This window comes from Bradyrhizobium sp. i1.15.2, from assembly GCF_040548425.1.
Classification (GTDB): domain Bacteria; phylum Pseudomonadota; class Alphaproteobacteria; order Rhizobiales; family Xanthobacteraceae; genus Bradyrhizobium; species Bradyrhizobium canariense.
In genome coordinates this window covers 254,225-277,205 of record NZ_JBEPRQ010000006.1, presented here as the reverse complement: position 1 = coordinate 277,205, position 22,981 = coordinate 254,225, and the positions used below count along the sequence as shown (strand labels likewise).

The 22,981-nt window shown below is 64.3% G+C and carries 18 protein-coding genes and 1 pseudogene; 13 read left to right on the top strand and 6 right to left on the bottom strand.

The genetic code is table 11. From position 1 onward, the window contains the following. Nucleotides 1–5: 5 nt before the first annotated feature. From ABIB80_RS14460 to ABIB80_RS14440, 5 genes are all read left to right on the top strand, one after another. Complete coding sequence (locus tag ABIB80_RS14460) at nt 6–2,711, top strand: nitrate reductase (RefSeq protein ID WP_354127751.1); 2,706 nt, start codon at nt 6–8, stop codon at nt 2,709–2,711. Nucleotides 2,712–2,944: 233 nt separating this feature from the next. After that, nucleotides 2,945–3,847, top strand: a complete 903-nt coding sequence (locus ABIB80_RS14455; RefSeq protein ID WP_354127790.1) for an SMP-30/gluconolactonase/LRE family protein — start codon at nt 2,945–2,947, stop codon at nt 3,845–3,847. A gap of 45 nt (nt 3,848–3,892) precedes the next feature. Beyond that, nucleotides 3,893–4,732: an aldo/keto reductase gene (locus tag ABIB80_RS14450; RefSeq protein ID WP_354127750.1), complete on the top strand. Its 840-nt coding sequence runs from the start codon at nt 3,893–3,895 to the stop codon at nt 4,730–4,732. A 186-nt stretch (nt 4,733–4,918) separates the two neighbouring features. Beyond that, nucleotides 4,919–5,860, top strand: coding sequence for a DMT family transporter (locus ABIB80_RS14445; protein ID WP_354127789.1), 942 nt, complete (start codon nt 4,919–4,921; stop codon nt 5,858–5,860). A gap of 59 nt (nt 5,861–5,919) precedes the next feature. Beyond that, nucleotides 5,920–6,999 (top strand): zinc-binding dehydrogenase, encoded by a 1,080-nt coding sequence (locus ABIB80_RS14440; RefSeq protein WP_007593937.1) that lies wholly within the window; start codon nt 5,920–5,922, stop codon nt 6,997–6,999. Between the two features lie 4 nt (nt 7,000–7,003). Here ABIB80_RS14440 and ABIB80_RS14435 read toward each other — a convergent pair whose 3' ends face one another. Next, complete coding sequence (locus ABIB80_RS14435; RefSeq protein ID WP_007593935.1) at nt 7,004–7,465, bottom strand: Lrp/AsnC family transcriptional regulator; 462 nt, start codon at nt 7,463–7,465, stop codon at nt 7,004–7,006. Between the two features lie 132 nt (nt 7,466–7,597). Between ABIB80_RS14435 and ABIB80_RS14430 the strand changes: the two genes are divergently transcribed. Further along, nucleotides 7,598–9,961 carry a thiamine pyrophosphate-binding protein gene (locus tag ABIB80_RS14430; protein ID WP_354127749.1) on the top strand — a complete coding sequence of 788 codons (2,364 nt, stop codon included), beginning with the start codon at nt 7,598–7,600 and terminating at the stop codon, nt 9,959–9,961. Nucleotides 9,962–10,262: 301 nt separating this feature from the next. Next, nucleotides 10,263–11,693 carry an aldehyde dehydrogenase family protein gene (locus tag ABIB80_RS14425; protein ID WP_354127748.1) on the top strand — a complete coding sequence of 477 codons (1,431 nt, stop codon included), beginning with the start codon at nt 10,263–10,265 and terminating at the stop codon, nt 11,691–11,693. A gap of 154 nt (nt 11,694–11,847) precedes the next feature. Here ABIB80_RS14425 and ABIB80_RS14420 read toward each other — a convergent pair whose 3' ends face one another. Beyond that, complete coding sequence (locus ABIB80_RS14420; protein WP_354127747.1) at nt 11,848–12,825, bottom strand: SMP-30/gluconolactonase/LRE family protein; 978 nt, start codon at nt 12,823–12,825, stop codon at nt 11,848–11,850. A gap of 89 nt (nt 12,826–12,914) precedes the next feature. On the opposite strand from ABIB80_RS14420, the gene ABIB80_RS14415 reads away from it, so the two are divergent. Further along, nucleotides 12,915–13,739 (top strand): NAD-dependent epimerase/dehydratase family protein, encoded by an 825-nt coding sequence (locus ABIB80_RS14415; RefSeq protein WP_354127746.1) that lies wholly within the window; start codon nt 12,915–12,917, stop codon nt 13,737–13,739. A 38-nt stretch (nt 13,740–13,777) separates the two neighbouring features. Here ABIB80_RS14415 and ABIB80_RS14410 read toward each other — a convergent pair whose 3' ends face one another. Then, on the bottom strand, nt 13,778–15,049 hold the full coding sequence (locus ABIB80_RS14410; protein WP_354127745.1) for an MFS transporter: 1,272 nt from the start codon (nt 15,047–15,049) through the stop codon (nt 13,778–13,780). Between the two features lie 302 nt (nt 15,050–15,351). Between ABIB80_RS14410 and ABIB80_RS14405 the strand changes: the two genes are divergently transcribed. Further along, nucleotides 15,352–15,765 (top strand): hypothetical protein, encoded by a 414-nt coding sequence (locus ABIB80_RS14405; RefSeq protein ID WP_354127744.1) that lies wholly within the window; start codon nt 15,352–15,354, stop codon nt 15,763–15,765. Nucleotides 15,766–15,805: 40 nt separating this feature from the next. On the opposite strand, the gene ABIB80_RS14400 is transcribed toward ABIB80_RS14405, so the two are convergent. Then, entirely contained in the window at nt 15,806–16,489 is a 684-nt protein-coding gene (locus ABIB80_RS14400; RefSeq protein WP_354127743.1) for a GntR family transcriptional regulator, read from the bottom strand. A gap of 175 nt (nt 16,490–16,664) precedes the next feature. Here ABIB80_RS14400 and ABIB80_RS14395 point away from each other — a divergent pair, with 175 nt between their 5' ends. From ABIB80_RS14395 to ABIB80_RS14380, 4 genes are all read left to right on the top strand, one after another. Then, a complete protein-coding gene (locus ABIB80_RS14395; RefSeq protein WP_354127742.1) occupies nt 16,665–18,383 on the top strand; it encodes an IlvD/Edd family dehydratase in 1,719 nt (572 codons plus the stop codon). A gap of 61 nt (nt 18,384–18,444) precedes the next feature. Further along, nucleotides 18,445–19,440, top strand: a complete 996-nt coding sequence (locus tag ABIB80_RS14390) for a TRAP transporter substrate-binding protein (RefSeq protein ID WP_354127741.1) — start codon at nt 18,445–18,447, stop codon at nt 19,438–19,440. 168 nt (nt 19,441–19,608) lie between these two features. Beyond that, on the top strand, nt 19,609–20,190 hold the full coding sequence (locus tag ABIB80_RS14385) for a TRAP transporter small permease (RefSeq protein ID WP_007593915.1): 582 nt from the start codon (nt 19,609–19,611) through the stop codon (nt 20,188–20,190). Continuing rightward, entirely contained in the window at nt 20,187–21,527 is a 1,341-nt protein-coding gene (locus ABIB80_RS14380) for a TRAP transporter large permease (protein WP_354127740.1), read from the top strand. Before ABIB80_RS14385 ends, ABIB80_RS14380 begins: the two co-directional genes overlap by 4 nt. Here the strand turns inward: ABIB80_RS14380 and ABIB80_RS14375 are convergent. Together ABIB80_RS14375 and ABIB80_RS14370 are read right to left on the bottom strand one after the other, a co-directional pair. Continuing rightward, a pseudogene (locus ABIB80_RS14375) lies at nt 21,487–22,091 on the bottom strand (histidine phosphatase family protein). The gene ABIB80_RS14380 and the pseudogene ABIB80_RS14375 sit on opposite strands and share 41 nt — an antisense overlap. After that, a complete protein-coding gene (locus ABIB80_RS14370) occupies nt 22,088–22,882 on the bottom strand; it encodes an enoyl-CoA hydratase/isomerase family protein (protein ID WP_354127739.1) in 795 nt (264 codons plus the stop codon). The pseudogene ABIB80_RS14375 and the gene ABIB80_RS14370 overlap by 4 nt, the downstream one beginning before the upstream one ends. Between the last annotated feature and the right edge of the window lie 99 nt (nt 22,883–22,981).

The following is a 22,981-nucleotide window of genomic DNA, read 5'->3' as shown; positions in this document are numbered from 1 at the left end:
TTGATATGACGGCGATCGATCCCACGCTCCGCGCCACCAAGACGACCTGTCCGTATTGCGGCGTCGGCTGCGGCGTGCTGGCGACGCCAGACGGCAAGGGCGGCGCGGCGATCGCGGGCGATCCCGATCATCCTGCCAATTTCGGCCGGCTGTGCTCCAAGGGCTCGGCGCTCGGCGAGACCGTCGGGCTCGAAAGCCGGCTGCTCTATCCGATGATCCGCTGCAAGGGCGTGCTCGAACGCGTCGCCTGGAGCGATGCGCTCGATCACGTCGCCCACCGCATGCAGCACATCGTCGCTCGCGACGGCGCCGACGCGGTCGCATTCTATCTCTCGGGCCAACTGCTGACCGAGGACTATTACGTCGCCAACAAGCTGATGAAGGGCTTTGTCGGCACGGCCAACGTCGACACCAATTCGCGGCTCTGCATGTCGTCCTCGGTCGCCGGTCACCGCCGAGCCTTCGGCGCCGACACCGTACCCGGCTGCTACGAGGATCTCGATCAGGCCGATCTTCTGGTATTCGTCGGCTCGAATGCCGCCTGGTGCCATCCCGTGCTGTTCCAGCGCATGTTGAGGAACCGGCAGGAGCGCGGCGCCCGCATGATCGTGATCGATCCGCGCCGCACCGACACCGCGACCGACGTCGATCTGTTCCTGGGTCTGAAGCCCGGCACCGACACGGCGCTGTTTTCCGGCCTGTTCGTTCACCTCGCCGACAATGGTGCGCTCGATCAGGACTACATCGCGCAAAACACGTCGGGCTTTGACGACGCTCTGGCGCGCGCCCGCAGCATTGCCGGCAGCGTCACCGCGACCGCACTGGCGACCGGCCTTTCCGAGCAGGACGTTGCGACCTTCTTCAAGATGTTCCGTGACACGCCCCGCGTCGTCACGCTGTACTCGCAAGGCGTCAACCAGTCGGCGCAGGGCACCGACAAGGTCAACGCGATCTTGAACTGCCATCTCGCAACGGGGCGCATCGGCAAGCCAGGTGCCTCGCCGTTTTCGCTCACCGGCCAGCCCAACGCGATGGGCGGCCGCGAGGTCGGCGGCCTCGCCAACCAGCTCGCCGCACACATGAACTTCACGCCGCCCGACATCGATCGCGTGCGGCGGTTCTGGAAGGCGCCGCGCATCGCCACCCATGAAGGGTTGAAGGCGGTGCAGCTGTTCGAAGCCATCAACCGCGGCGAGGTCAAGGCCCTGTGGGTGATGGGCACCAACCCCGCGGTCTCGCTGCCCGATGCCGACTTCGTGCGCGAGGCGCTGAAGAAGCTCGAGCTGTTCGTGGTCTCCGAGAACGTGCTCTCCAACGACACCGTCGAGGCCGGACCGCACGTGCTGCTGCCCGCGCTCGCCTGGGGCGAGAAGTCGGGCACCGTGACCAATTCCGAGCGCCGGATCTCGCGCCAGCGCTCGTTCCTGCCGGCGCCCGGCGAGGCGCGGCCGGACTGGTGGATCCTGAGCGAAACCGCAAAGCGCCTCGGCTTCGGCGACAGCTTTAATTACAAATCCGCAGCCGACATCTTTCGCGAGCACGCCGCGCTCTCCGCGTTCGAGAACGATGGCAGCCGCGACTTCGACATCGGCGCGCTGACCTCGCTGTCGGACGAGGCGTTTGACGCCTTGAAGCCCGTGCAGTGGCCCGCGCGCCAGGGCGAGGCGCCCGGCGAGCGCTTCTTCGCGGCGGGCGGGTTCTTCACCAATGACGGCAAGGGCCGCTTCGTCGCGCCGGAGATGCCGGCGCTGCGTGGCGAGACCGGACCGTCGCGGCCGCTGCGGCTCAACACCGGGCGCATCCGCGACCAGTGGCACACCATGACGCGCACGGGCCTCAGCCAGCGGCTCAGCGCGCATCTGCCCGAGCCGTTCGTCGAGATTCATCCCGATGACGCCAACAAATACAACATCGTCCACGACGGCTATGCCCGCATCACCACCGACTATGGCCAGTGCATTCTGAAGGCCGTCGTCAGCGACCGCCAGCAGCGCGGCACGCTGTTCGCGCCGATCCACTGGAGTGCAATGAACGCCTCGCACGGTCGGGTCGGGGCGTTGGTCGCACCGTTCACCGATCCGTTCTCGGGGCAGCCGGAGTCCAAGGCGACACCGGCCGCGATCGTGCCTTATGAATACGTCTTCCGCGGCTTTGCGTTATCGCGCAAGCAGCTGGAGCTGCCGTCGAATCTGATGTGGACCCGCGTCACTGTTGCCGGCGGCTTCGGCTATCTCTTCGCCGACAATGCCGATCTGTCGCGCTGGCCGGCCTGGCTCGAAGGCGTTGCCGGCGAGGACGTCGCCGACTATCGCGACTTCGGCGGCGGCGTTTATCGCGCAGCGTCGTTTGCGGGCGACCGCATCGAAACCTGCCTGTTCGTCGGCCCCGCGCATGACGCCGGCGACTGGGAAGTGGTGAAGAGCCTGTTCGTGGCCGACAATGTCACCGACGAGCAGCGGCGCATGCTGCTGTCTGGCAAGTCGAGCGAGGGCGCGGCTTCGACCGGCCCCGTCGTCTGCGCCTGCTTCGGCGTTGGCCGCGGCACCATCTGCGACACCATCGCCGCAGGCGCGCGCACGGCCGCCGAGATCGGCGCAAAGCTCAAGGCCGGCACCAATTGCGGCTCCTGTATCCCCGAGCTGAAGCGCCTGATCGCGACCACCGAGGTGGCACCGGCGATGCAGGCCAAGCGTGCGGGCGCGGCGGGGTAGGGGCGCTTTCTCGGTCGTCGCCGAATACTCCGCCATCATCGCCCGGCTTGACCGGGCGATCCAGTACGCCGAGACGCCGGTGATCAAGCGGAGAGGCCACGGCGTACTGGATTCCCCGCCTTCGCGGGGAATGACAGCGAGGGCGGGGCGCTATGCCTCGGCCCAATCGACGTCCCCGCGATTGTGCCCTATGGTGCCGCGCTCTCCCATCAACAACGACAAAAACAACAATGATGTACCTGGAAACGCCGCCGCGCCTGATCGAAACCAGGCTCTTTTCCGCCATGCCCGACAAATTCCGCCGCAAAGGCGAGCGGACGGATTGGGCCGATGCCAACCGGCCGGGTGTGCCGACGGACTCCTTCATCGAAGGGCCATCGTTCGACAGGGACGGCAATCTCTATATCGTCGACATTCCTTTCGGGCGGATCTTCCGCATTGCGCCTGACGGCGAGTGGTCGCTGGCGATCGAATATGAGGGCTGGCCGAACGGGCTGAAGATCGCGGCGGACGGCCGCATCCTGGTCGCCGACTACAGGCACGGCATCATGGAGTTCGACGCCAACGCGGGGCGCATGGCGCCGTTGCTGACCTCGCGCAACTCGGAATCCTTCCGCGGCTGCAACGACCTGCACCTCGCGTCCAACGGCGATATCTATTTCACCGACCAGGGTCAGACCGGCCTGCATGACCCGAGCGGCCGCGTCTATCGCCTGACGCCAGGCGGCCGGCTGGATTGCCTGATCGACACTGGAATCAGTCCGAATGGTCTGGTGCTGGATCCAACCGAGACCGTGCTGTTCGTCGCTATGACGCGCGACAACGCAGTGTGGCGGCTGCCGTTCATGAAGGACGGCAGTGTCTCGAAGGTCGGCCGCTTCTGCTCGCTGTTCGGTACCAGCGGCCCCGATGGCATGACCATGGATGCCAAGGGCCGCCTGTTCGTCGGTCACGCCTCGCTCGGCCATGTCTTCGTGTTCGCGCCCAACGGCGAATTGATCGCGCGGGTGAAGTCGTGTGCCGGGCCGAACTGCACCAATGTCGCGATTGGTGGCGCGAACAAAGATCAGCTCTACGTCACGGAGTCCGCAACCGGTAGCGTATTGGTCGCTGACATCGGCGGATTGAACTCTTGAGCTCGATGGCGGTTGCCTGAGCGAACGAGTGGTATCGGAGCAAATATGAACACGAACCCCTTCGGCAAAACCGGCGCCAGCGTCTCTGTCATCGGGCAGGGCACCTGGTATCTCGACCACGGCGATCGCAAGCGCGCGATCGCGGCGCTTCAGCGCGGGCTCGATCTCGGCATGACCCACATCGACACTGCCGAGATGTATGGCGACGCCGAGCTCGTCATTGCCGATGCGATCGCGGGGCGACGCGACGAGGTGTTCCTCGTGTCAAAGGTGCTGCCGAGCAACGCCTCGCGCCGCGGAACCATCACCGCCTGTGAGCGCTCGCTGAAGCGGCTGAAGACGGATCGGCTCGACTGCTATCTGCTGCATTGGCGCGGCTCGTATCCGCTGGAGGACACTGTGGCCGCGTTCGAGGAACTGGTGAAGGCCGGCAAGATCAAATCCTGGGGTGTCTCCAATTTCGATGCCGATGATCTCGACGAGATGCTCGACGCTGCCGGCGAAGGCCGCATCGCCTGCAATCAGGTGCTCTATCATCTGAGGGAACGCGCGATCGAGCACGCGGTGATCCCGTGGTGCGAACAGCATGGTGTCGCCGTGGTCGCCTACTCGCCGTTCGGCCACGACGATTTCCCTGCGAGCAACAGCAAGGGCGGTGTAGTGCTGGCGCGCATCGCGGAGGCGCGTCGCGCAACGCCGCGCCAGGTCGCGCTGAGCTTCCTCACCCGTGCGACTACGGTGTTCGCCATCCCGAAGGCGTCGTCCGCGGAACACGCCGGCGAAAATGCCGCGGCCGGCGATCTCGTGCTGACGAAAGACGAGATCGCGGCGCTCGATGCGGCGTTTCCGCGCGGTCCGAAGCCGCGCGGCCTGCCCATGCTGTAGTGCACAAACGCCTATTATTAATGGAGTCTTGACGCGCGCGGACGTGAGCGCATATCGGCATCCTGTTTTCGGAAGTTGTGAAAGCGGCGCAATTATCGTTTTTTACGATCATTCCCGATTCGCATCTCCTAGGTTCCAGCCGTGACCCCGCCGCCCGCCGCAGCCGCAAGGCTCGACAGTATTCCCATGCCCATGCCGGAAAAGAAGCCGCAGGCGCGCCGCGCGCCGGCGCGCGTCGATCATCCCCTCAAGGGCATCGCGCTGGTGCTGCTGTCGACGATCTTTCTCGGCTGCTCCGATGTCACCGCGAAATATTTGTCGTCGAGCCTGCCGTCGATCGAGATCACCTGGATCCGCTTCGTAACGTTCGCGCTGATGTTCACGCCGGTAATGCTGCCGGGCTCGCCGCTTCATGCCATGCGCACCGAGCGCCTCGGCCTGCAGCTGATGCGCGGCGCGGCATTGCTCGGCTCTTCGCTGTTCTTCATCACCGGCCTGAGCTTCCTGCCGATCGCGGAAGCGTCCGCGACCGGGTTCGTCTCGCCACTGTTCGTCACCGCGCTCTCGATCGTGTTCCTGAGCGAGAAGGTGGGCATGCGCCGCTGGATCGCCACCGCGATCGGCTTGACGGGCGTGATGATCATCCTGCGCCCGGGCTCCAGCGCGTTTCACGCCGCCGCGTTCTTCCCGATCGTCTCGGCGTTCTGCTGGGCTGCGGCGCTGATCCTGACGCGCATGATGAGCGGGCGCGAAGCCGTCCTCACCACCATGGCCTATTCGGCGCTGACGGGCGTTGCGATCCTCTCCCTGATGGTACCATTCGTCTGGGTCACGCCGACCTGGACCGCGATCGGGCTTGGCATCGTGATCGGCGTCGCCTCCACCGTCGGCCAGTGGATCATCGTCCTGGCCTATCGCTACGGCGATGCCTCGGTGCTGGCGCCGTTCTCCTACACTCAGTTGCTCTGGGTCAGCATTCTCGGCTTCTTCCTGTTCGGCGAAGTGCCTGATGTCTGGACCGTCACCGGTGCAGCCTTCATCGTCGCCAGCGGCCTCTACATCGCCCATCGGGAGCGCATCCGTCGCGCCCAGCTCCTGATCATGGAAGAGCGTTCCCCGAACCCCTGACGCAAGTTCACGCGTCCGCTTCGTGCTATCAATGGCTCCAACAAGCCGGGAGGAGCCGAATGCGCGCTGCGATTTTCAGGAACGGTGAGATTGTCGTCGACCGGATGGCGGAGCCAAAGCCCGGCCCCGGCCAGGTGCTGGTCAAGACGCTCGCCTGCGGCATCTGCGGCTCCGACCTGCATGCGCGCCAGCACGCCCATCGCATGGTGGAGATGGCGCGAAAGAGCGGCCGCAAGCCGATGGACCTCGCCCGCGACGTCGTGTTCGGCCATGAGTTCTGCTGCGAGATCGTCGATTTCGGCCCGGGCACTGTGCGCAAGCTCAAGCCGGGCACGCGCGTGTGCTCGCTGCCGGCCCTCGTGACGCCGCAGGGCATCGAGGGCATCGGCTATTCCAACGAAAATATTGGCGGCTATGCCGAGGCGATGCTACTGAGCGAAGCGCTGCTGCTCGAGGTACCCAACGGTCTCGCGCCGGAGCATGCCGCGCTCACCGAACCGCTCGCGGTCGGTGTTCACGCCGTCGCCAAGGCCAATATCCGAGGCGGCGAAGTGCCGCTCGTGATCGGCTGCGGCCCGGTCGGGCTCGCGGTGATTGCGGCGCTGAAGCTCAAGGGCCTGCATCCGATCGTCGCGGCCGACTATTCGCCGGCGCGGCGCGCGCTTGCGGCAAAACTCGGCGCCGATATCGTCGTGGATCCAAGGGTGTCGCAGCCCTATGCGATCTGGGCCGAGCATGCGCAAATGTCGGACGCGGAAAAGGCGGCGCGCCCGCCGTTCCAGGCGATGCTGCCCGCGCTGAAGCCCGCGATCATCTTCGAATGCGTCGGCGTGCCTGGTCTGTTGCAGCAGGTGTTCGAAGGCGCGCCGCGCGATGCCAGGATCGTCGTGGTCGGCGTCTGCATGGAGACCGACAGGAGCGAGCCCATGCTCGGCATCATGAAGGAGCTCAACGTTCAGTACGTGCTCGGCTACACGCCGGACGAATTCGCAGCTTCGCTGCGCCTGATCGCGGAAGGGAAGGTGGATGCGGCTGCGATGGTGACGGCCGAGATCGGCATCGATGGCGTCGCAAAGGCTTTCGCCGATCTCGCCAATCCTGAAGCGCACACCAAGATCATCGTGCAGCCGTGGCGATGATGCCTCACACCGGTAGCGCGATCGAATATTTCACCTGGCTGAGCGCGAAGCTCGACTCGATCGAGGCGATGCCGTCGAGCCGGGTCAGCTTGGTCTTGAGGAAGGTCTCGTAGGAGGCGAGGTCGGCTGCGACGACGCGCAAAAGATAGTCGCGGTTGCCGGTCATCAGGTAGCATTCCAGCACCTCGTCCCATTTCGAGATCGCGCGCGCGAAGCGGTTGAGGTCCTCCTCCTTCTGCCGCGCCAGCTTGATCGAGATGAAGACGCTGACATGCAGCCCCAGCGCCTTCTGGTCGACGGTCGCGATGTAGCGCGAGATGACGCCGCGTTCCTCGAGCAGTTTGACCCGGCGATGGCAGGGCGACACCGACAGCCCGACCTTATCGGCCAGCTCCTGCATGGTCAGCCGGCTGTCGTTCTGGAGGTAGCTGAGGATTTTTCGGTCGATGGCGTCGAGGGCGGGCATTGGGATGAACCTGTCGTTTTTACCGATCGATTGGTAAGATATCCCAATATGGGCTGGTACTGCGCGAAAAATTGAGAAGTTTGGCGCTTCCGGCAGGGGTATCATCGGCACCTGTTTTCCGGGAGCATTGCCATGCCCGTTGATATCGCCCGCCTCGACACATTGACCGCGCTCGCCCGCAAGGCGCTGTGGCTGTCGTCATGGACCATCCATCACGCCAACCACGTCCGCGCGAACGCGGACGGCCTCAAGGTTGGGGGACATCAAGCCTCGTCGGCCTCGCTCGCAACCATCATGTCGGCGCTGTATTTCCACGTGCTGAAGCCCGAAGATCGCGTCGCGGTGAAGCCGCATGCGAGCCCGGTGTTCCACGCCATCCAGTATCTGTTCGGCCGGCAGAGCCGCGAGAAGCTGGAGAATTTTCGTGGCTTCAAGGGCGCGCAGTCCTATCCCTCGCGCACCAAGGACGTCGACGACGTCGATTTCTCCACGGGCTCGGTCGGCCTCGGCGTCGCGCAGACGCTGTTCGCCTCGCTGGTGCAGGACTACGTCAAGGCACATGGCTGGATGAAGGATCGCCGCGAAGGGCGGATGATTGCGCTGGTCGGCGACGCCGAGATGGACGAGGGCAACATCTTCGAGGCGCTGGCGGAAGGCTGGAAGCACGGCCTGCGCAACACCTGGTGGGTGGTCGACTACAACAGGCAGTCGCTGGACGCCGTCGTCCGCGAAGGCCTCTGGGAAAAGTTCGAGACCGTATTCCGCAATTTCGGCTGGGACGTGGTGATCGTGAAATACGGCCGCCTGATGCGCGAGGCCTTTGCCGAAGCTGGCGGCGAGGCGTTGAAGCGCTGGATCGACAATTGCCCGAACGCGCTCTACGCCGCCTTGTGTTTTCAGGGCGGCGCGGCGTTCCGCAAACATCTTCACGATGAGATCGGCGATCAGGGCCCCATCACCAAACTGATCGACAAGCGCAGCGACGACGAATTGCTGGCGCTGATGTCGAACCTCGGCGGCCATGATATGGCGAGCATGCTGGATGCGTTCGAATCCATCGATCACGATCGCCCGGTCTGCTTTATCGCCTACACCATCAAGGGCGTCGGCCTGCCGTTCCAGGGCCACAAGGACAACCACGCCGGCCTGATGACAGTCGCGCAGATGGAGAAATATCGCGACAGCCAGAACATCCGGCCCGGACACGAATGGGACAGATACGAGGGTCTCGCGCAAAGTCCTGCCGAGCTCGACGCCTTCCTCGCGGGCGTGCCGTTCAACCAGGACGGCCGCCGGCTCACCGCGCCTGTGATCGAAGTGCCGTCGCAGCTCGCCTTCAAGCCGGCGCCGCAGATGTCGACCCAGCAGGGTTTTGGGCTGGTGCTGAACGAGATCGCGCGCGGCGACAGCGAGCTTGCCAGGCGCATCGTGACGACGTCGCCTGACGTTACCGTCTCGACCAATCTCGGTCCGTGGGTGAACCGGCGCGGCCTGTTTGCGCGCGGCGAGAAGGCGGACTTATTCCGCAGCGAGAAAATTCCATCCACCTTCAACTGGGACTTCTCGCCCAAGGGCCAGCATCTCGAGCTCGGCATCGCCGAGATGAACCTGTTCATCATGCTCTCGGCGCTCGGCCTCTCGCACCAGATCAACGGCGAGCGGTTGCTGCCGGTCGGCACGCTCTACGATCCCTTCATCGAGCGCGGTCTCGATGCGCTGAACTATGCATGCTACCAGGATGCCCGCTTCATGGTGGCGGCAACGCCGTCGGGCATCACGCTGGCACCCGAAGGCGGCGCGCATCAGTCGATCGCAACGCCTTTGATCGGCATGGCGCAGGACGGCCTCGCCTCGTTCGAGCCTGCCTTCGTCGACGAGCTCGCCGTGATCATGGGGTGGGGTTTCAACCACATGCAGCGCGATCCGGGCGAGGGCGGCTCGGTCTATTTGCGGCTCTCGACGCGCTCGATCGAGCAGGCGCAGCGGATCATGACGCCGGCGCTCGCGCAGGGCATCACCGACGGCGCCTATTGGCTGCGCAAGCCGGGCCCCAATGCCGAAGCCGTCATCGCCTATACCGGCGCAGTTGCGCCGGAAGCGATCGAAGCGACCGGCTTCATCGGCGAGAGCCGGCGCGACATCGGCCTGCTCGCGATCACGTCCGCAGATCGTCTGCATGCGGGGTGGACCGCCGCACGGAAATTGCGCCGGGATCGGCGCGGCGTGCAGCATCTCAGCCACATCGAAAAACTGCTCGCGCCGCTGCCGCGCGACTGCGGCATCGTGACCGTGATCGACGGACATCCGGCGGCGCTCGGCTGGCTCGGCAGCGTCCGCGGCCATCGCGTCGAGGCACTCGGCGTCGAGCAGTTCGGCCAGACCGGCACCATCGCCGACCTCTACCGCCACTACGGCATCGACGCCAACGCCATCATCGATGCGGCCGAAAGCCTCACCACCGGCGCGCCGGTGTTGCATCGGAAGATGGCTGTTTGAGTCTCCGTCGTCCTGGCCTAGTGCGCAATTGCGCACGGGGGGCCAGGACCCATACGCCGCGGCGCCTGTTGCGAGCGACAGGCGGTAGACCCTGGCGCAAACCAACTCAGCTTGGTGGTAATGGGTCTTGGCCTTCGCCAGGACGACGTGACTTGCCACCTTGCCACCCCTCCGCCATCGGCTCATATAACCTCCGTCCGCCGCAATGCTGGCCCCGCACATGGCGGGTTCAATTGCCGGCGCTTTCGTGCAAGGATGCCTGCCGAAACGCCCCCTCCAAGCCCCCAAGAAGAGGTTCACTATGGTCAATCGCATGCAGTTCTACATCGACGGCGCCTGGGTCGATCCCGCCGTCAAGAAGTCCACCGCCGTGGTCAATCCGGCGACGGAAGAGGCGATGTACGAGGTTGCGCTGGGCTCCAAGGCCGACGTTGATAAAGCCGTTGCCGCCGCCAAGCGCGCATTCGTGACGTTCTCCCAGACCAGCCGTGACGAGCGCGTCGCGCTGCTCTCGAAAGTCATCGAGATCTACAAGGGCCGCCTCAAGGAAATCGGCGCCGCCGTCTCCGACGAGATGGGCGCGCCGCTGCCGATGGCGGAGAAGCTGCAGGCCGGCGCTGGTCTCGGCCACCTCATGACCACGCTCGACGTGCTCAAGAACTATCATTTCGAGGAACCGGTCGGCACCGCCATGGTGCTGCGCGAGCCGGTCGGCGTGGTCGGCATGATCACGCCCTGGAACTGGCCGCTCAACCAGATCGCCTGCAAGGTCGCGCCCGCGCTTGCCGCCGGCTGCACCATGATCCTGAAGCCGTCGGAGTTCACCCCGACCTCGGCGCTGATCTTCGCGCAAATCCTGCATGAAGCCGGCGTGCCGAAGGGCGTATTCAATCTCGTCAACGGTCTCGGCCCCGAGGTCGGCGCCGCCATGAGCGAGCATCCCGATATCGACATGATCTCCTTCACCGGCTCGACCCGCGCCGGCATCGACGTGGCCAAGCGCGCCGCACCGACCGTGAAGCGCGTCAGCCAGGAACTCGGCGGCAAGTCGCCGAACGTCATTCTCGAAGGCGCCGACCTCACGAAGGCGGTGACCGGCGGCGTGATGCACATGTTCAACAACTCCGGCCAGTCCTGCAACGCGCCCTCGCGCATGATCGTGCCGGCCTCGAAGATGAAGGAAGTCGCCGCGATCGCGAAGGCGGTCGCCGACAAGACCAAGGCGGGCGATCCGCGCGCCGAAGGCACCACCATTGGTCCGGTGGTCAACCGCGGCCAGTGGGACAAGATCCAGGGCCTGATCAAGAAGGGCATCGATGAGGGCGCAACGCTCGTCGCCGGCGGCCCCGGCCTGCCCGAAGGCGTCAACAAGGGCTTCTATGTCCGTCCCACCATCTTTGCCGACGTCACCCCCGACATGACGATTGCGCGTGAAGAGATCTTCGGACCGGTGCTCACCATCATCGGCGCCAAGGACGAAGCCGAGGCCGTGCACATCGCCAACGACACGCCCTATGGGCTTGCCGGCTACGTCACGGGTGCTTCCGTCGAGGACGCCAAGCGCGTCGGCCGGCAGATCCGCGCCGGCAACGTCAATCTGCAGGGCGTGCCCAACGATCGCAGCGCACCGTTCGGCGGCTACAAGCAGTCCGGCAACGGCCGCGAGTGGGGCAAGTACGGCCTCGAGGACTTCCTAGAAGTGAAGGCAGTTGCGGGCTTCAACGCGGCGTAGGCTTTATCGCCTGAACCAACAAAACGCCGGAGCGGCCACCGCTCCGGCGTTTTTATTTTTTCGTAGCCCGCATGGAGCGAAGCGGAATGCGGGGACTGTCCCGGATTGCGCTTCGCTCCATCCGGGCTACGGACTCGCAACGACGGCGGCGAAACTATCCCCCGACCGCTCCTTGCGTGTTCACATACAACGCGTAGATCGACTGGCTCGCCGCCATGAACAGGCGGTTGCGCCTGACGCCGCCGAAGCAGAGGTTGGCGCAACGTTCGGGCAGTGCGATGCGGCCGATCATGACGCCGTCGGGGGCGAACACCACGACGCCGTCGAGCTCGGGATCGCCCATGCCCCAGCCGCACCAGAGATTGCCGTCGATGTCGCAGCGCATGCCGTCCGGCGTGCCCGGGCCTGCGTCGATGAAGACGCGCTTGTTCGAGATCGTGGTGCCATCCGCCGAGACGTCATAGGCGAGGATCTTGCGGTTCGGCACGCCGCGCGATTCCACCACATAAAGAATTTTCTCGTCCGGCGAGAAGCACAGCCCGTTCGGACCCAGCACGCCTTCGGCGACGATGGTCGCATTACCGGTTGTGGGATCGAGCCGGTAGACATTCGGATCAATGTCCGGCTCGGCCTTGTAGCCCTCGTAATTGCCTAGCAGGCCGAAGGTTGGATCGGTGAACCAGATCGAGCCGTCCGATTTAACAATGACATCGTTCGGTGAGTTTAACCGCTTGCCGTTGAATTGATCCATCAGCACGGTGATCTCGCCGTCATATTCGGTGCGGGTCACGCGGCGCCCACCATGCTCGCAGGTGACGAGCCGACCCTGGCGATCCCTGGTGTTGCCGTTGGCGAAATTGGAGGGCTTGCGGAACACCGAGACCGCGCCGGTCTCCTCCTCCCATTTGACGATGCGCTGGTTCGGAATGTCGCTGCACAGGAGATAGCGACCATCGCCGAACCACACCGGCCCCTCGGCCCAGCGCAAGCCGGTCGTCAGCCGCTCCACCGCCGAGAGTTTTAGCCAGTATTTTTCGAAGCGGGGATCGAGTGCCTTTATCGCCGGATCGGGATAGTAGCTCGCCGGCCGCCAGCCTGGCCGCTCCTGGGGATGGGACGATGCCTCATTCATGTCGGTTCTCTCGTTTCGTTCCCTCTGGACAATCCTGCTATCATTAGAGACATGTGACCGCAAATTGGTTGCCAAAGGCGAGGAAAGACATGCCGCGTATCTTGATGACGGGAGCTTCGGGCGGGATCGGAACGCGCCTGCGGAAACTGCTGCCGCCGATCTATCCGGACCTGCTGCTCTCTGATATCCGCCCGCCGAAGGACCTCGGCGCGAACGAGCAATTCAAGGCGGCGGATCTCTCTGACCTGGCGCAGTGCGAGGCGATCTGCGAGGGCGTCGACGGCATCATCCATTTCGGCGGCTATTCGGTCGAAGGTCCCTGGAACGACATCCTCCAGGCCAACATCATCGGCGGCTACAATCTGTTCGAGGCTGCATATCGCAAGGGCGTCAAGCGCGTGGTGTTTGCCTCCTCGAACCATGCCGTCGGATTCTATCCGCGCCACCACAAGATCGGCACCGACGTGACCCCGCGCCCCGACGGCCGCTATGGCGTCAGCAAGGTGTTCGGCGAAGCGGTCGGGGCGCTCTATGCCGACAAGCACGGCTTGAAGGTGACTTGCCTTCGCATTGGCAATTTCGGCGACGTGCCTCTGGACCTTCGCCGGATCTCGATCTGGCTGAAGCCGGAAGATCTGGTGCAGCTCTGCCAGATCGGGCTCGAGCATCCCGACATTCATTTCGAGATCTTCTACGGCGTGTCCCTGAACGAGCGCGCCTGGTGGGACAACCACCGCGCCTACGAGTTCGGCTACCGTCCGACGGGGCGCTCCGAGGACCACGTGGCACATGCGATGGCCGAGCAGGCCAAGCTGAAGCCAGATCCGGTCGGCGATCACTATCAGGGCGGCGCGTTCTGCAGCAACGAGTTCGACGGCGACACAAGTCGCATCATCGATTGGAATAAGCGGTAGGAGCGCATTCGCAAATCCAGGGCGTCGGAAACGACGCCCTAGACAACGCGTTTGCCGGCCTGGGCCGCGATGGGCCGCTGCACAAAGTACATCAGGATCAGAGAAATCACGGCCGTCGTCACGACGACGTATCCCAGCCGGTCGAAATGCCGGAGCGTACCGTCGGCGTCCTGCGCGATGAGTGCGGCGGCGAGCACGGAGCCGAGCCCGCCGGAGAGCTGCTGCAGCGACGCGCCGACCGCGCTGAAGGAGCCGCGTTGCGCCGGCTCGGGGATTGCGGAAATCAGCGCCTGCGACGGAATCATGCGGGAGAAGATGCCGACGAACATCAGGACGTTGACCAGGATCGCGACCGTCAGGCTCACCTCGCCGAGATGGGTGTAGATCAGCACCATGACGATGGACATCGCGCTGCCGAAGACGAAGGTCGGGTATTTGCCGAAGGCATCGCTCGCGCGTCCCACCAGCGGGCCGATGACAATGCTGAACAGGCCGGAGACGAGATAGATCGTCGGCAGATGCACGATGTCGATGCCGAGATTGTGCACGGTGTAGGCGCTGCCGAACGGCATCAGCATGTAGCCGCCGGTCGCCAGCAGGGTCGTCACCGAGAACGCCATCCAATAACGCGGCTGAGAGACCGTTGCGATCAGATGCCGGAACGGGTTTCGATCCTGCTTCAGCCCGAGATGGCCGTTCACCGGCTTCATCAGGAGCATCACGGCGATCATCCCGATCACCGACAGGCCGACCAGCGCGCCGAACGCGACGTGCCAGTTCCACTGGTTGGCGAGGAAAAGGCCGGCTGGGATGCCCAGCACCTGGCTTGCAGCGAAGGCGGTTTGCACGAAACCCATGACGCGGCCGCGCAATTGCAGCGTGAACAGATCGGTGACGATGGCGAGCACGACCGAGCCGATCACGCCGCCGAACAGGCCGGTCACGATCCGCCCCAGCAGCAACAGATGATAGTTGGGCGCGATCGCGCACAGCGCCGTGCCGAGGGTGAAGCCGGCGTAGAAGAACAACAGCAGCCGTTTGCGGTCGAACCGGTCGGCGAAGCCGGCCGCCAGGATGCCGGAAATTCCCGCGCTGAACGCATAGGCCGAGACCGCCACGCCGAACTGAGCGGCCGAAATATCGAGCGCCGGCATCATGATGGCGCCGAGCGGCGACATGATCATGAAATCGATGATGATCGTGAACTGGACCAGCGCCAGCAGCGCAACGAGGATCGTCTGGTAGCGCGTAAAGCCGCGGGATCGCTCCTGCGGCTCGACGATCGGCTCGGTCAGGGTTTGTTCGGTCATGGCATTTCATTCGGGAGGGAATACGGGGAAGAACGTGCGATTCGCGGCTGGACGCCGGTCCTATCTATTTCCGACGGCGCGCTATTTCGATGGGTTGACAAAAGGTTTTGATGTCCATCACGACGCGGTGGCCCCCGGTTCATTGAGGACGAGCGCATGCGGGGGCCGAGCTTTGGCTTGGCCGCCCTGCCCATTGATCCAGGTCAACCTTGCCTTCGGCATTTGGTTCTCGATCTGCGCGATCGCATTTCGGCAACCGGTGCCGCGATCACGGTTCGATTGCGGCGGCGAGAGTCAGAACAATGAAAATCAAATTGCCAGCCGTCGTACTGCTAGCGCTGATCATGTCGGCCCCGGCGCGAGCCGCGATGCTCAGCGACGCCGAGGCGACGTTTCTCGACCAGCTCGTCACCGCGTCCGCGGTGCTCGAACAACGATGCGTCGGCTACGAGGTCAATGGTGCCGGCAGTGTCCAGCTCGGCGCCCGACTTCTCGGCAGCACGGATGCCGCGATGGCGATGATCGACGCCTATGCGGCAGCCACCAAGGCCCGCGACGGCGAAAACTACGATGCCGGTAAATTCCGCATCGAGGTGTCCGACGCGGCCGCCAAAACGTTCAGGCGCATCCGAGCGCAGTTGATCAACGACCCGAAAGCGGCCTGCGCCGACTATGGTGATACCAGCGTGGAGCGCGGCCTGCTAAGACGGTACTGAACCTGCGACTTGGCTTGCCATGGCCTAACGGGCGCACGCGCTAGCGCTCGGCCTCACCCGCAATCCGCGCCAGATAATCCTTCTTGCTGAACTGCATATGATCGACGCAGAGCTGGGCCAGCGCCCAGCTGTCGCGGCCTTTCAACAGCTCGATCATCAGCTCGTGCTGGCGCCGTGATTGCGCCAGGCCGTCTCGGTCGGCGAGATTCTTGGCGCGCATCGGCAGCGTCAGGTTCATGTAGTCCTGCAGCGAGCGCACCAGATACGGATTTCCGCAGGCCGAGAACAGCGCGAGGTGGAAGGCGTCATTGGCTTCATGGATGCCGCGCAGGTCCTGCAAATCCGCTCGCGCGCAATATTGCCGCTGCAATGCGGAGAGCTCGTCGATCAGGCCTTGCTGTGCGGGCAGGGGGATCATCAGCGCCGCCTGCCGGGTCAGCATCTCCCGGACCTCGTAGATCTGCCGGACCTCTTCGGCCGAATAGAACCGCACGGTGGCGCCGACATTCTTCTCACGGCGGACGATGCCGCGGCGCTCGGCATCCACCAGCGCCTGGCGCACGAAGTGCCGCGAGGTGCCGTAAGCCGACATCAGCGCGTCCTCGGTCAGGCGCGCGCCGGGCGCGAGGCGGCCGAAGATGATGTCCTCCTCGAGCCGCGCGACGATGTCGTCCGGATCGTCGCGCCGGACCATCGTGGCATCTGCGGTGTGAGTGTCGGACATGCCCTCGGCCTCCCGGCGCTCGGCCGGTCCGTCCTGTGGAGCAGGGAAGGCTTGGATTGTCAATAATCTGGTCATCACCGGGGCGTCGACGGCCAAAATAGCAGGTTTGACGTCTGTCTTATTGACAATCAAGGGGCAGGCTGTACGACAATGACCCGGTAATGGGAGCGGTATGATGACGAGTGGGTTGCGCAAAGGGCTGACAAGCTATGGCGATGCCGGCTTCTCGCTGTTCCTGCGCAAGGCGTTCATCAAGGCCATGGGCTATTCCGACGACGCGCTGGAGCGCCCGATCGTCGGCATCACCAACACCTATAGCGACTACAATCCCTGCCACGGCAACGTCCCGCAGATCATCGAGGCCGCCAAGCGCGGCGTGATGCTGTCGGGCGCGATGCCGTTCGTTTTCCCGACCATCTCGATCGCCGAAAGCTTTGCGCATCCGACCTCGATGTATCTGCGTAATCTGATGGCGATGGATACCGAGGAGATGATCCGCGCGCAGCCGATGGATTCGGTGATCGTGATCGGCGGCTGCGACAAGACACTGCCGGCGCAGGTGATGGCCGCAATCAGCGCCGATCTGCCGACGGTGGTCATCCCGGTCGGGCCGATGGTCGTCGGCCACCATAAGGGCGAGGTGCTGGGCGCCTGCACCGATTGCCGCCGTCTCTGGGGCAAGTATCGCGCCGGCGAAATGGACGATGTCGAGATCGAGGCGGTCAACGGCCGCCTCGCACCGTCGGTCGGCACCTGCATGGTGATGGGCACGGCCTCCACCATGGCCTGCATGATCGAGGCCATGGGTCTGTCGCTGCCGATGAGCGCGACGATTCCCGCCCCGCATGCGGAGCGCTTTCGGCTCGCCGAAGCGAGCGGCAGGGTGGCCGCCGAGATGGCCAAGACCAAAGGTCCGAAGCCGAGCGAGGTGCTGAGGCCTGCATCTTTCAAGAACGCGCAGGTCGTGCTCCAGGCGATCGGCGGCTCGACCAACGGCCTGATTCATTTGACCGCGATGGCACATCGCTCGCCGCACCGGCTCGACCTCGGCGTGTTCGACCAGATCGGCCGCGAGGTGCCGGTGCTGATCGATCTCAAGCCGTCCGGCGAGCATTACATGGAGCATTTCCATCACGCCGGCGGCGTGCCGAAACTGCTGGCGCAGCTTGGTGACCTCGTCGATCTCGACGCGAAGACCATCACGGGCGAGAGCCTGCGCGATGTCGCCGCCAACGCGGAACACGTACCCGGCCAGGACGTGATCCGCGCGCGCGACAATCCGATCAAGAAGGAAGGCGGCCTCGCCGTCCTGCACGGTAACCTCGCCCCGCGCGGCGCGGTGATCAAGCAGTCAGCTGCAAGCCCAAAACTGTTGCAGCACACCGGACGTGCCGTGGTGTTCGAATCCGTCGAGGATATGACGCTGCGGGTTGACGATCCCGATCTCGACGTCACCGCCGATGATGTGCTGGTGCTGCGCAATGCCGGGCCCAAGGGCGCGCCCGGCATGCCCGAGGCGGGCTATCTGCCGATCCCGAAGAAGCTCGCGCGTGGCGGCACCAAGGACATGGTGCGCATTTCCGACGCGCGTATGAGCGGCACCGCGTTCGGCACCATCGTGCTGCACATCACGCCGGAATCCGCCGTCGGCGGGCCGCTGGCGCTGGTGAAGAACGGCGACATGATTCGGCTCGACGTCGCCAAGCGCAGCATCGAGCTGCTGGTCGATGCGGCCGAGCTGGAACGGCGCCATGCCTTATTGAAGCCGGCAGCCGCTCCCGACGAGGCGCGGCGCGGCTATGCCTGGCTGTTCAACGAGACCATCATGCAGGCCGACGAGGGCTGCGATTTCGATTTTATGCAGAGAACTGGGAAGAAGACGGATAAGGGGTGACCAACCACCCGAACGAACGCTTAGACCGCTAAAGCGGCGAGCGATAAAACAGGGGGAAACGATGATTGCACGATCCATGCTTGGGCTGGCGGCAACGGCCGCTGTTCTCTTCGTAACGAGCGCGTCGGCACAGGAGGTGAAGCATTATCGCTTCGCCTATGACCAGCCGCGCAACACCGGCTATTCGATCGCGGGCGACCTCTTTGCCGACAAGCTCAAGGAATTGAGCAAAGGCACCATGATCATCGACCAGTATCCGGGCGCGCAGCTCGGGCAGGAGCCGCAGGTGCTCCAGCTCGTGAAAGCGGGCGACGTCGAATTTGCGATCATCTCCTCGGCGAACACCGCGACGATCTCGCCGCAAGCGGGCGTGATGTCGTTGCACTTCCTCTTCCGCGACGAGAACCACGTGGTCAAGGGCCTGGCCGATCCAAAAGTGTTCGCGGCGCTCAAGACCATGATCGACGAGACCACGCAGGGTTTGCATGTGATCGCGACCGGTTCGCAGGGCGTGCGCCACATGTACTCCAAGAAGGAGATCCATAACGTCGGTGACATCAAGGGCCTGAAGATCCGGGTGCAGGCGACCGCGACCGAGGACACCATGTTCCCGGCCTACGGCGCCCAAACCGTGCATATGCCGTTCGGGAGCGTCTACACGAGCTTGCAGACCGGCGTCGTCGACGTCGCCGAGAACAGCATCAACGTCTACCTCGTTAACAAGCACTACGAGGTCGCGCCGGTCCTGAACATCACCGAGCACGAGGCCAACAACGCGCTGGTGTTCATCTCCGACAAGCTCTGGCAGAGCCTGTCGGCGGAGCAGAAGGGCTGGGTGCAGGCGGCGGGGAACGAGGTCAGCTCCAAGGAGCCGCAGAAGGCCTTCGACCTCGAACGCACCGCGGCGGAGAAGCTCAAGAAGATGGGCGTGAAGATCGTCGACAACGTCGACAAGAAGAGCTTCACGGCGGTCGCCGATCCCTATCTCGACAAGCTCGCCAAGGAGCTCGGCCCGCACGCCGAGAAGATCAAGGATTTGATCCGCTCGATCAATTGACGTGATGCCGAAAGACGGTGCGCTCCCTCTCCCGCCTGCGGGAGAGGGTAGGGGAGAGGGTGTCTCCGCGGAGAGACTCCCGATGAGGAGAGAGCCCTCACCCGGCGCTTCGCGCCGACCTCTCCCGCAAGCGGGAGAGGTTCAGAAAACCCGCAGCCGGGAGCAACAATGCCCATCGCCGAAAAACTGCTGGTGCAACGCCAACGCCACCTCAAATGGCGCGGGCTCGACTGGCTCGAACTCGCGCTGATGATCCTCTGCGGCGTGCTCTGCTTCGGCTTCTCGCTGTCGGTGACCGCCGACATCGTCACCCGCACCATCGGCCATCCCTGGCTCTGGCTCCAGGAAGTGACCTCGACATTGTTCATCTACGCCATCTTCGTCGGCACAGCGGCTGCGACGCGGCGCAACGACCACCTCTATCTCACCGCGATCTCCGAGGCGATGCACGGCACGCCGCGTCTGATCGTCGAGATCATCATCCGGATCGTGGTGCTTGGCGTCGCCTTCTGCCTGATCGTGTACGGCTATCAGAACTATCTTCGCGGCTTCGGCAGTTTTCGCCTGCCGTCGGGCACGCCGATCGCCTCGCTCTACGCGATCATTCCGCTGTCGGGCGTGCTGATCGGCCTGTTCACCATCGAGCAGCTCGTCAACGGCGTGCGCAACGGCTTTGACCACCCCGAGCCGCCCGAAGAGGATGACGGGGCGCCTGTCATCACCGACGCGCAGATGAGGGCGCAGCCGTGAGCGCACCCATCGTTCTGGCGTTGATGACGGTCTGCTTCCTGTCCTTCGGCTATCTCGGCGTGCCCGTGCCGTTCTCGCTGATGGCCGGCGTCTTCATCGGCGCGCTGCTGTCGGACGTCTCGCTCGCCGCGATCATCCAGAAGATCTTCGACGGCGTCGATTCCGAGGCGCTGCTGGCGATCCCCTTCTTCCTGCTGGTCGGCGAGCTCATGAGCTCGGCCAATGTGGTGGTCCGGATAGCCAACCTCTCGGTGTCCCTGGTGGGGCATATCAGAGGCGGCCTCTCGCAGGTCGTGGTCGTCTTCAGCATGTTCTTCTCGGAAATGTCGGGCTCGACCACCGCTGACGTCGCCGTGATGAGCCGCGCGCTGGGGGGCCCGATGAAACGCGAGGGCTATGAGCCCGCCTTCATCGCCGCGATCATCGCGTCGGCCTCGACCATCGCCGCGCTGGTGCCGCCGAGCATCACGGCCGTGGTCTATGGCGCCGTCGGCAACGTCTCGATCGCCGGCCTGTTCATGGCAGGCGTCGTGCCGGGCCTGATGATCGGCTTCGGGTTGATGATCTATTGCTATTTCTTCGGCCCGTCCGGCCTGCGCAAGCCGCGCGCGCCGCTGCGGCAGGTGGTGTTCGCGGCCGGCGATGCGGCGCTACCGCTGATGATCCCAGTGATCCTGTTAGGAGGCATTCTGACCGGCTGGTTCACGCCGACGGAAGCCGGCGTCGTTGCGGTGGTCTGGATTGTCGCGGTCGTGATCCCCGCGCTCAACCGCGGCCATATCAGGAAGATTCCGTACGATTTCTGCCTTGCGGGCCTGATCTTCTCGCTGCCGCTGATCACGATCGGCGCCGCCAATGCGTTCGGCTGGATGCTCGCCTATTTGCGCGGTGCAAGCTACATCGCCGAAGTCATCACCTCGATCGCCGGCAACGATCCGCATCTGATCATGCTGCTGATGGTGCTGCTGTTCACGATCGTGGGCGATTTCATCGAGCCGGTGCCGACCATCATCATCTTCATGCCGCTGGTCAACACGCTGACGGAAGCCGGCGACATCAACGCCGTGCATATGGGCGTGGTGCTGATCGCCACGCTCGCCTTCGGCCTGATCACGCCGCCTTATGGCCTGGTGCTGCTGATGGCCTCGAAATTCGTCGGCGTCAGTTTCGCAAAGGCGCTACGCGCCGCGTTGCCGATCTATCTGGTGTTCCTCGGGACGATCGCGTTTGCGATTTATTTCCCGAGCGTGGTGCTGTGGCTGCCGCGGCAAGTGCTGCCGGAATCGGTCGGCTGCTTCAAGTCGCCGGCGGGGACGGGTTATATCTGTCCGCAGTAGCGAATTGCTCGACGCGCCATTGTCCGCCTTCCTGCAGATAGCGGAACGGCGTGCCGTGGCTGTTCTTGAAATAATTGCCGCAAAGCGCGTTCGCCATGCCCTGCATCACCGCGTCATGACAGACGAACAGCAGATCGTCGCCGGGATGACAGTCGAGCCATGCCGAGACGCAAGCCAGCGACCGCTCGGCCATGGCCTCCCACCTCTCGCCATCGGCGGGCAGGATCGAGACAAGGCCGGTCGCTGATGTGACGCCGTGCTTGATCATGAGGTCGCCGACGGGGAGGCCTTCGAAGCTGCCGAAATCGAGCTCGATGATGCCGGCGTCGATCGTGAGCGGCACCGAGATCGCGTCGCGATGATCTCGGCCGTTCGCGCCGCGCGCAGCAGCGGGCTTGCGACGATGCGGCTGATGCCGGCGCCGCGCAAGATGCTCGCTGCCTCGTGCGCCTGCCGCAGACCGTCCTCGTTCAGCGGGTTGTCGGTCCGGCCCTGGAACAGCCCTTTGCGATTCCAATCGGTCGCGCCATGACGCAGGCCGTAGAAACTGCGGGCGGGTGTCACTTCGACTTGCTCGTGAATTTCTTGACGGCGGCCCGAAACTCCTCCGTGTTCATCGCCATGATGATCTTGTGCTCCTCGGCGTCGAGCTGCTGCTTCACCGGCGTCGTGGCGGCCTGGTAGACCAGTGATTTGGTGCCGGCAATCGCCGCCGCCGGGTTCTGGGCGAGACGTTCGGCGAGCGTTCGCGTTGCGGCCTTCAGCTCGGCGGCGGGAACGACCTTCGCAACCAGGCCCCATGCATTGGCCTGCTGCGCGGTAAAGTTGTCCTCGGCTAGGAAAATCTGGAGCGCGCGACGCGGGCCGACGGTGTTGACGATGCCGACCGTGGAGCCGCCATCCGGCGACACGCCGATTTTGGCGTAGGCCGGCGTGAATTTGGCATCTTCCGCGGCGATGCAGAGATCGGTGACGAAGGCGAGGCCCATGCCGGCGCCGGCGGCCGAGCCGTGCACGCTCGACAGCGAGATCTTTGGCATGCGCCGGACGATCTCGATGAAGGCGTGATAATGCTTCAGGAGCTCGCCGACGACCGGCGTCACCGTGCCCGCTTCGGCGGCTGCTCCGATCGTCTGCAAATCGCCGCCGGCCGAGAAGGCGCGGCCTTCGCCCTCAATCACCAAAACCCTGATGCCATCGTCGCCCTCGAGATAGGCCGCGAGCTGTTCGAGCTTTTGCGCAATCGCCAGATTGATCGAGTTGAACGCGGCGGGGCGGTTCAGCGTGATGGTCGCGATCGGGCCGTCGATCCGCAGCAAGGCGGGATCATCGGGCTGGGAGACGGGAGCAGGCATCTGAGTAATCCCCGGCATGAGGTCGTTCGTGCGACTAAATCGCAGAAGGCGAGGGGTGACAATCCCTGCCAGCCGCCCTTGCGCAAGCCGGAACGATAG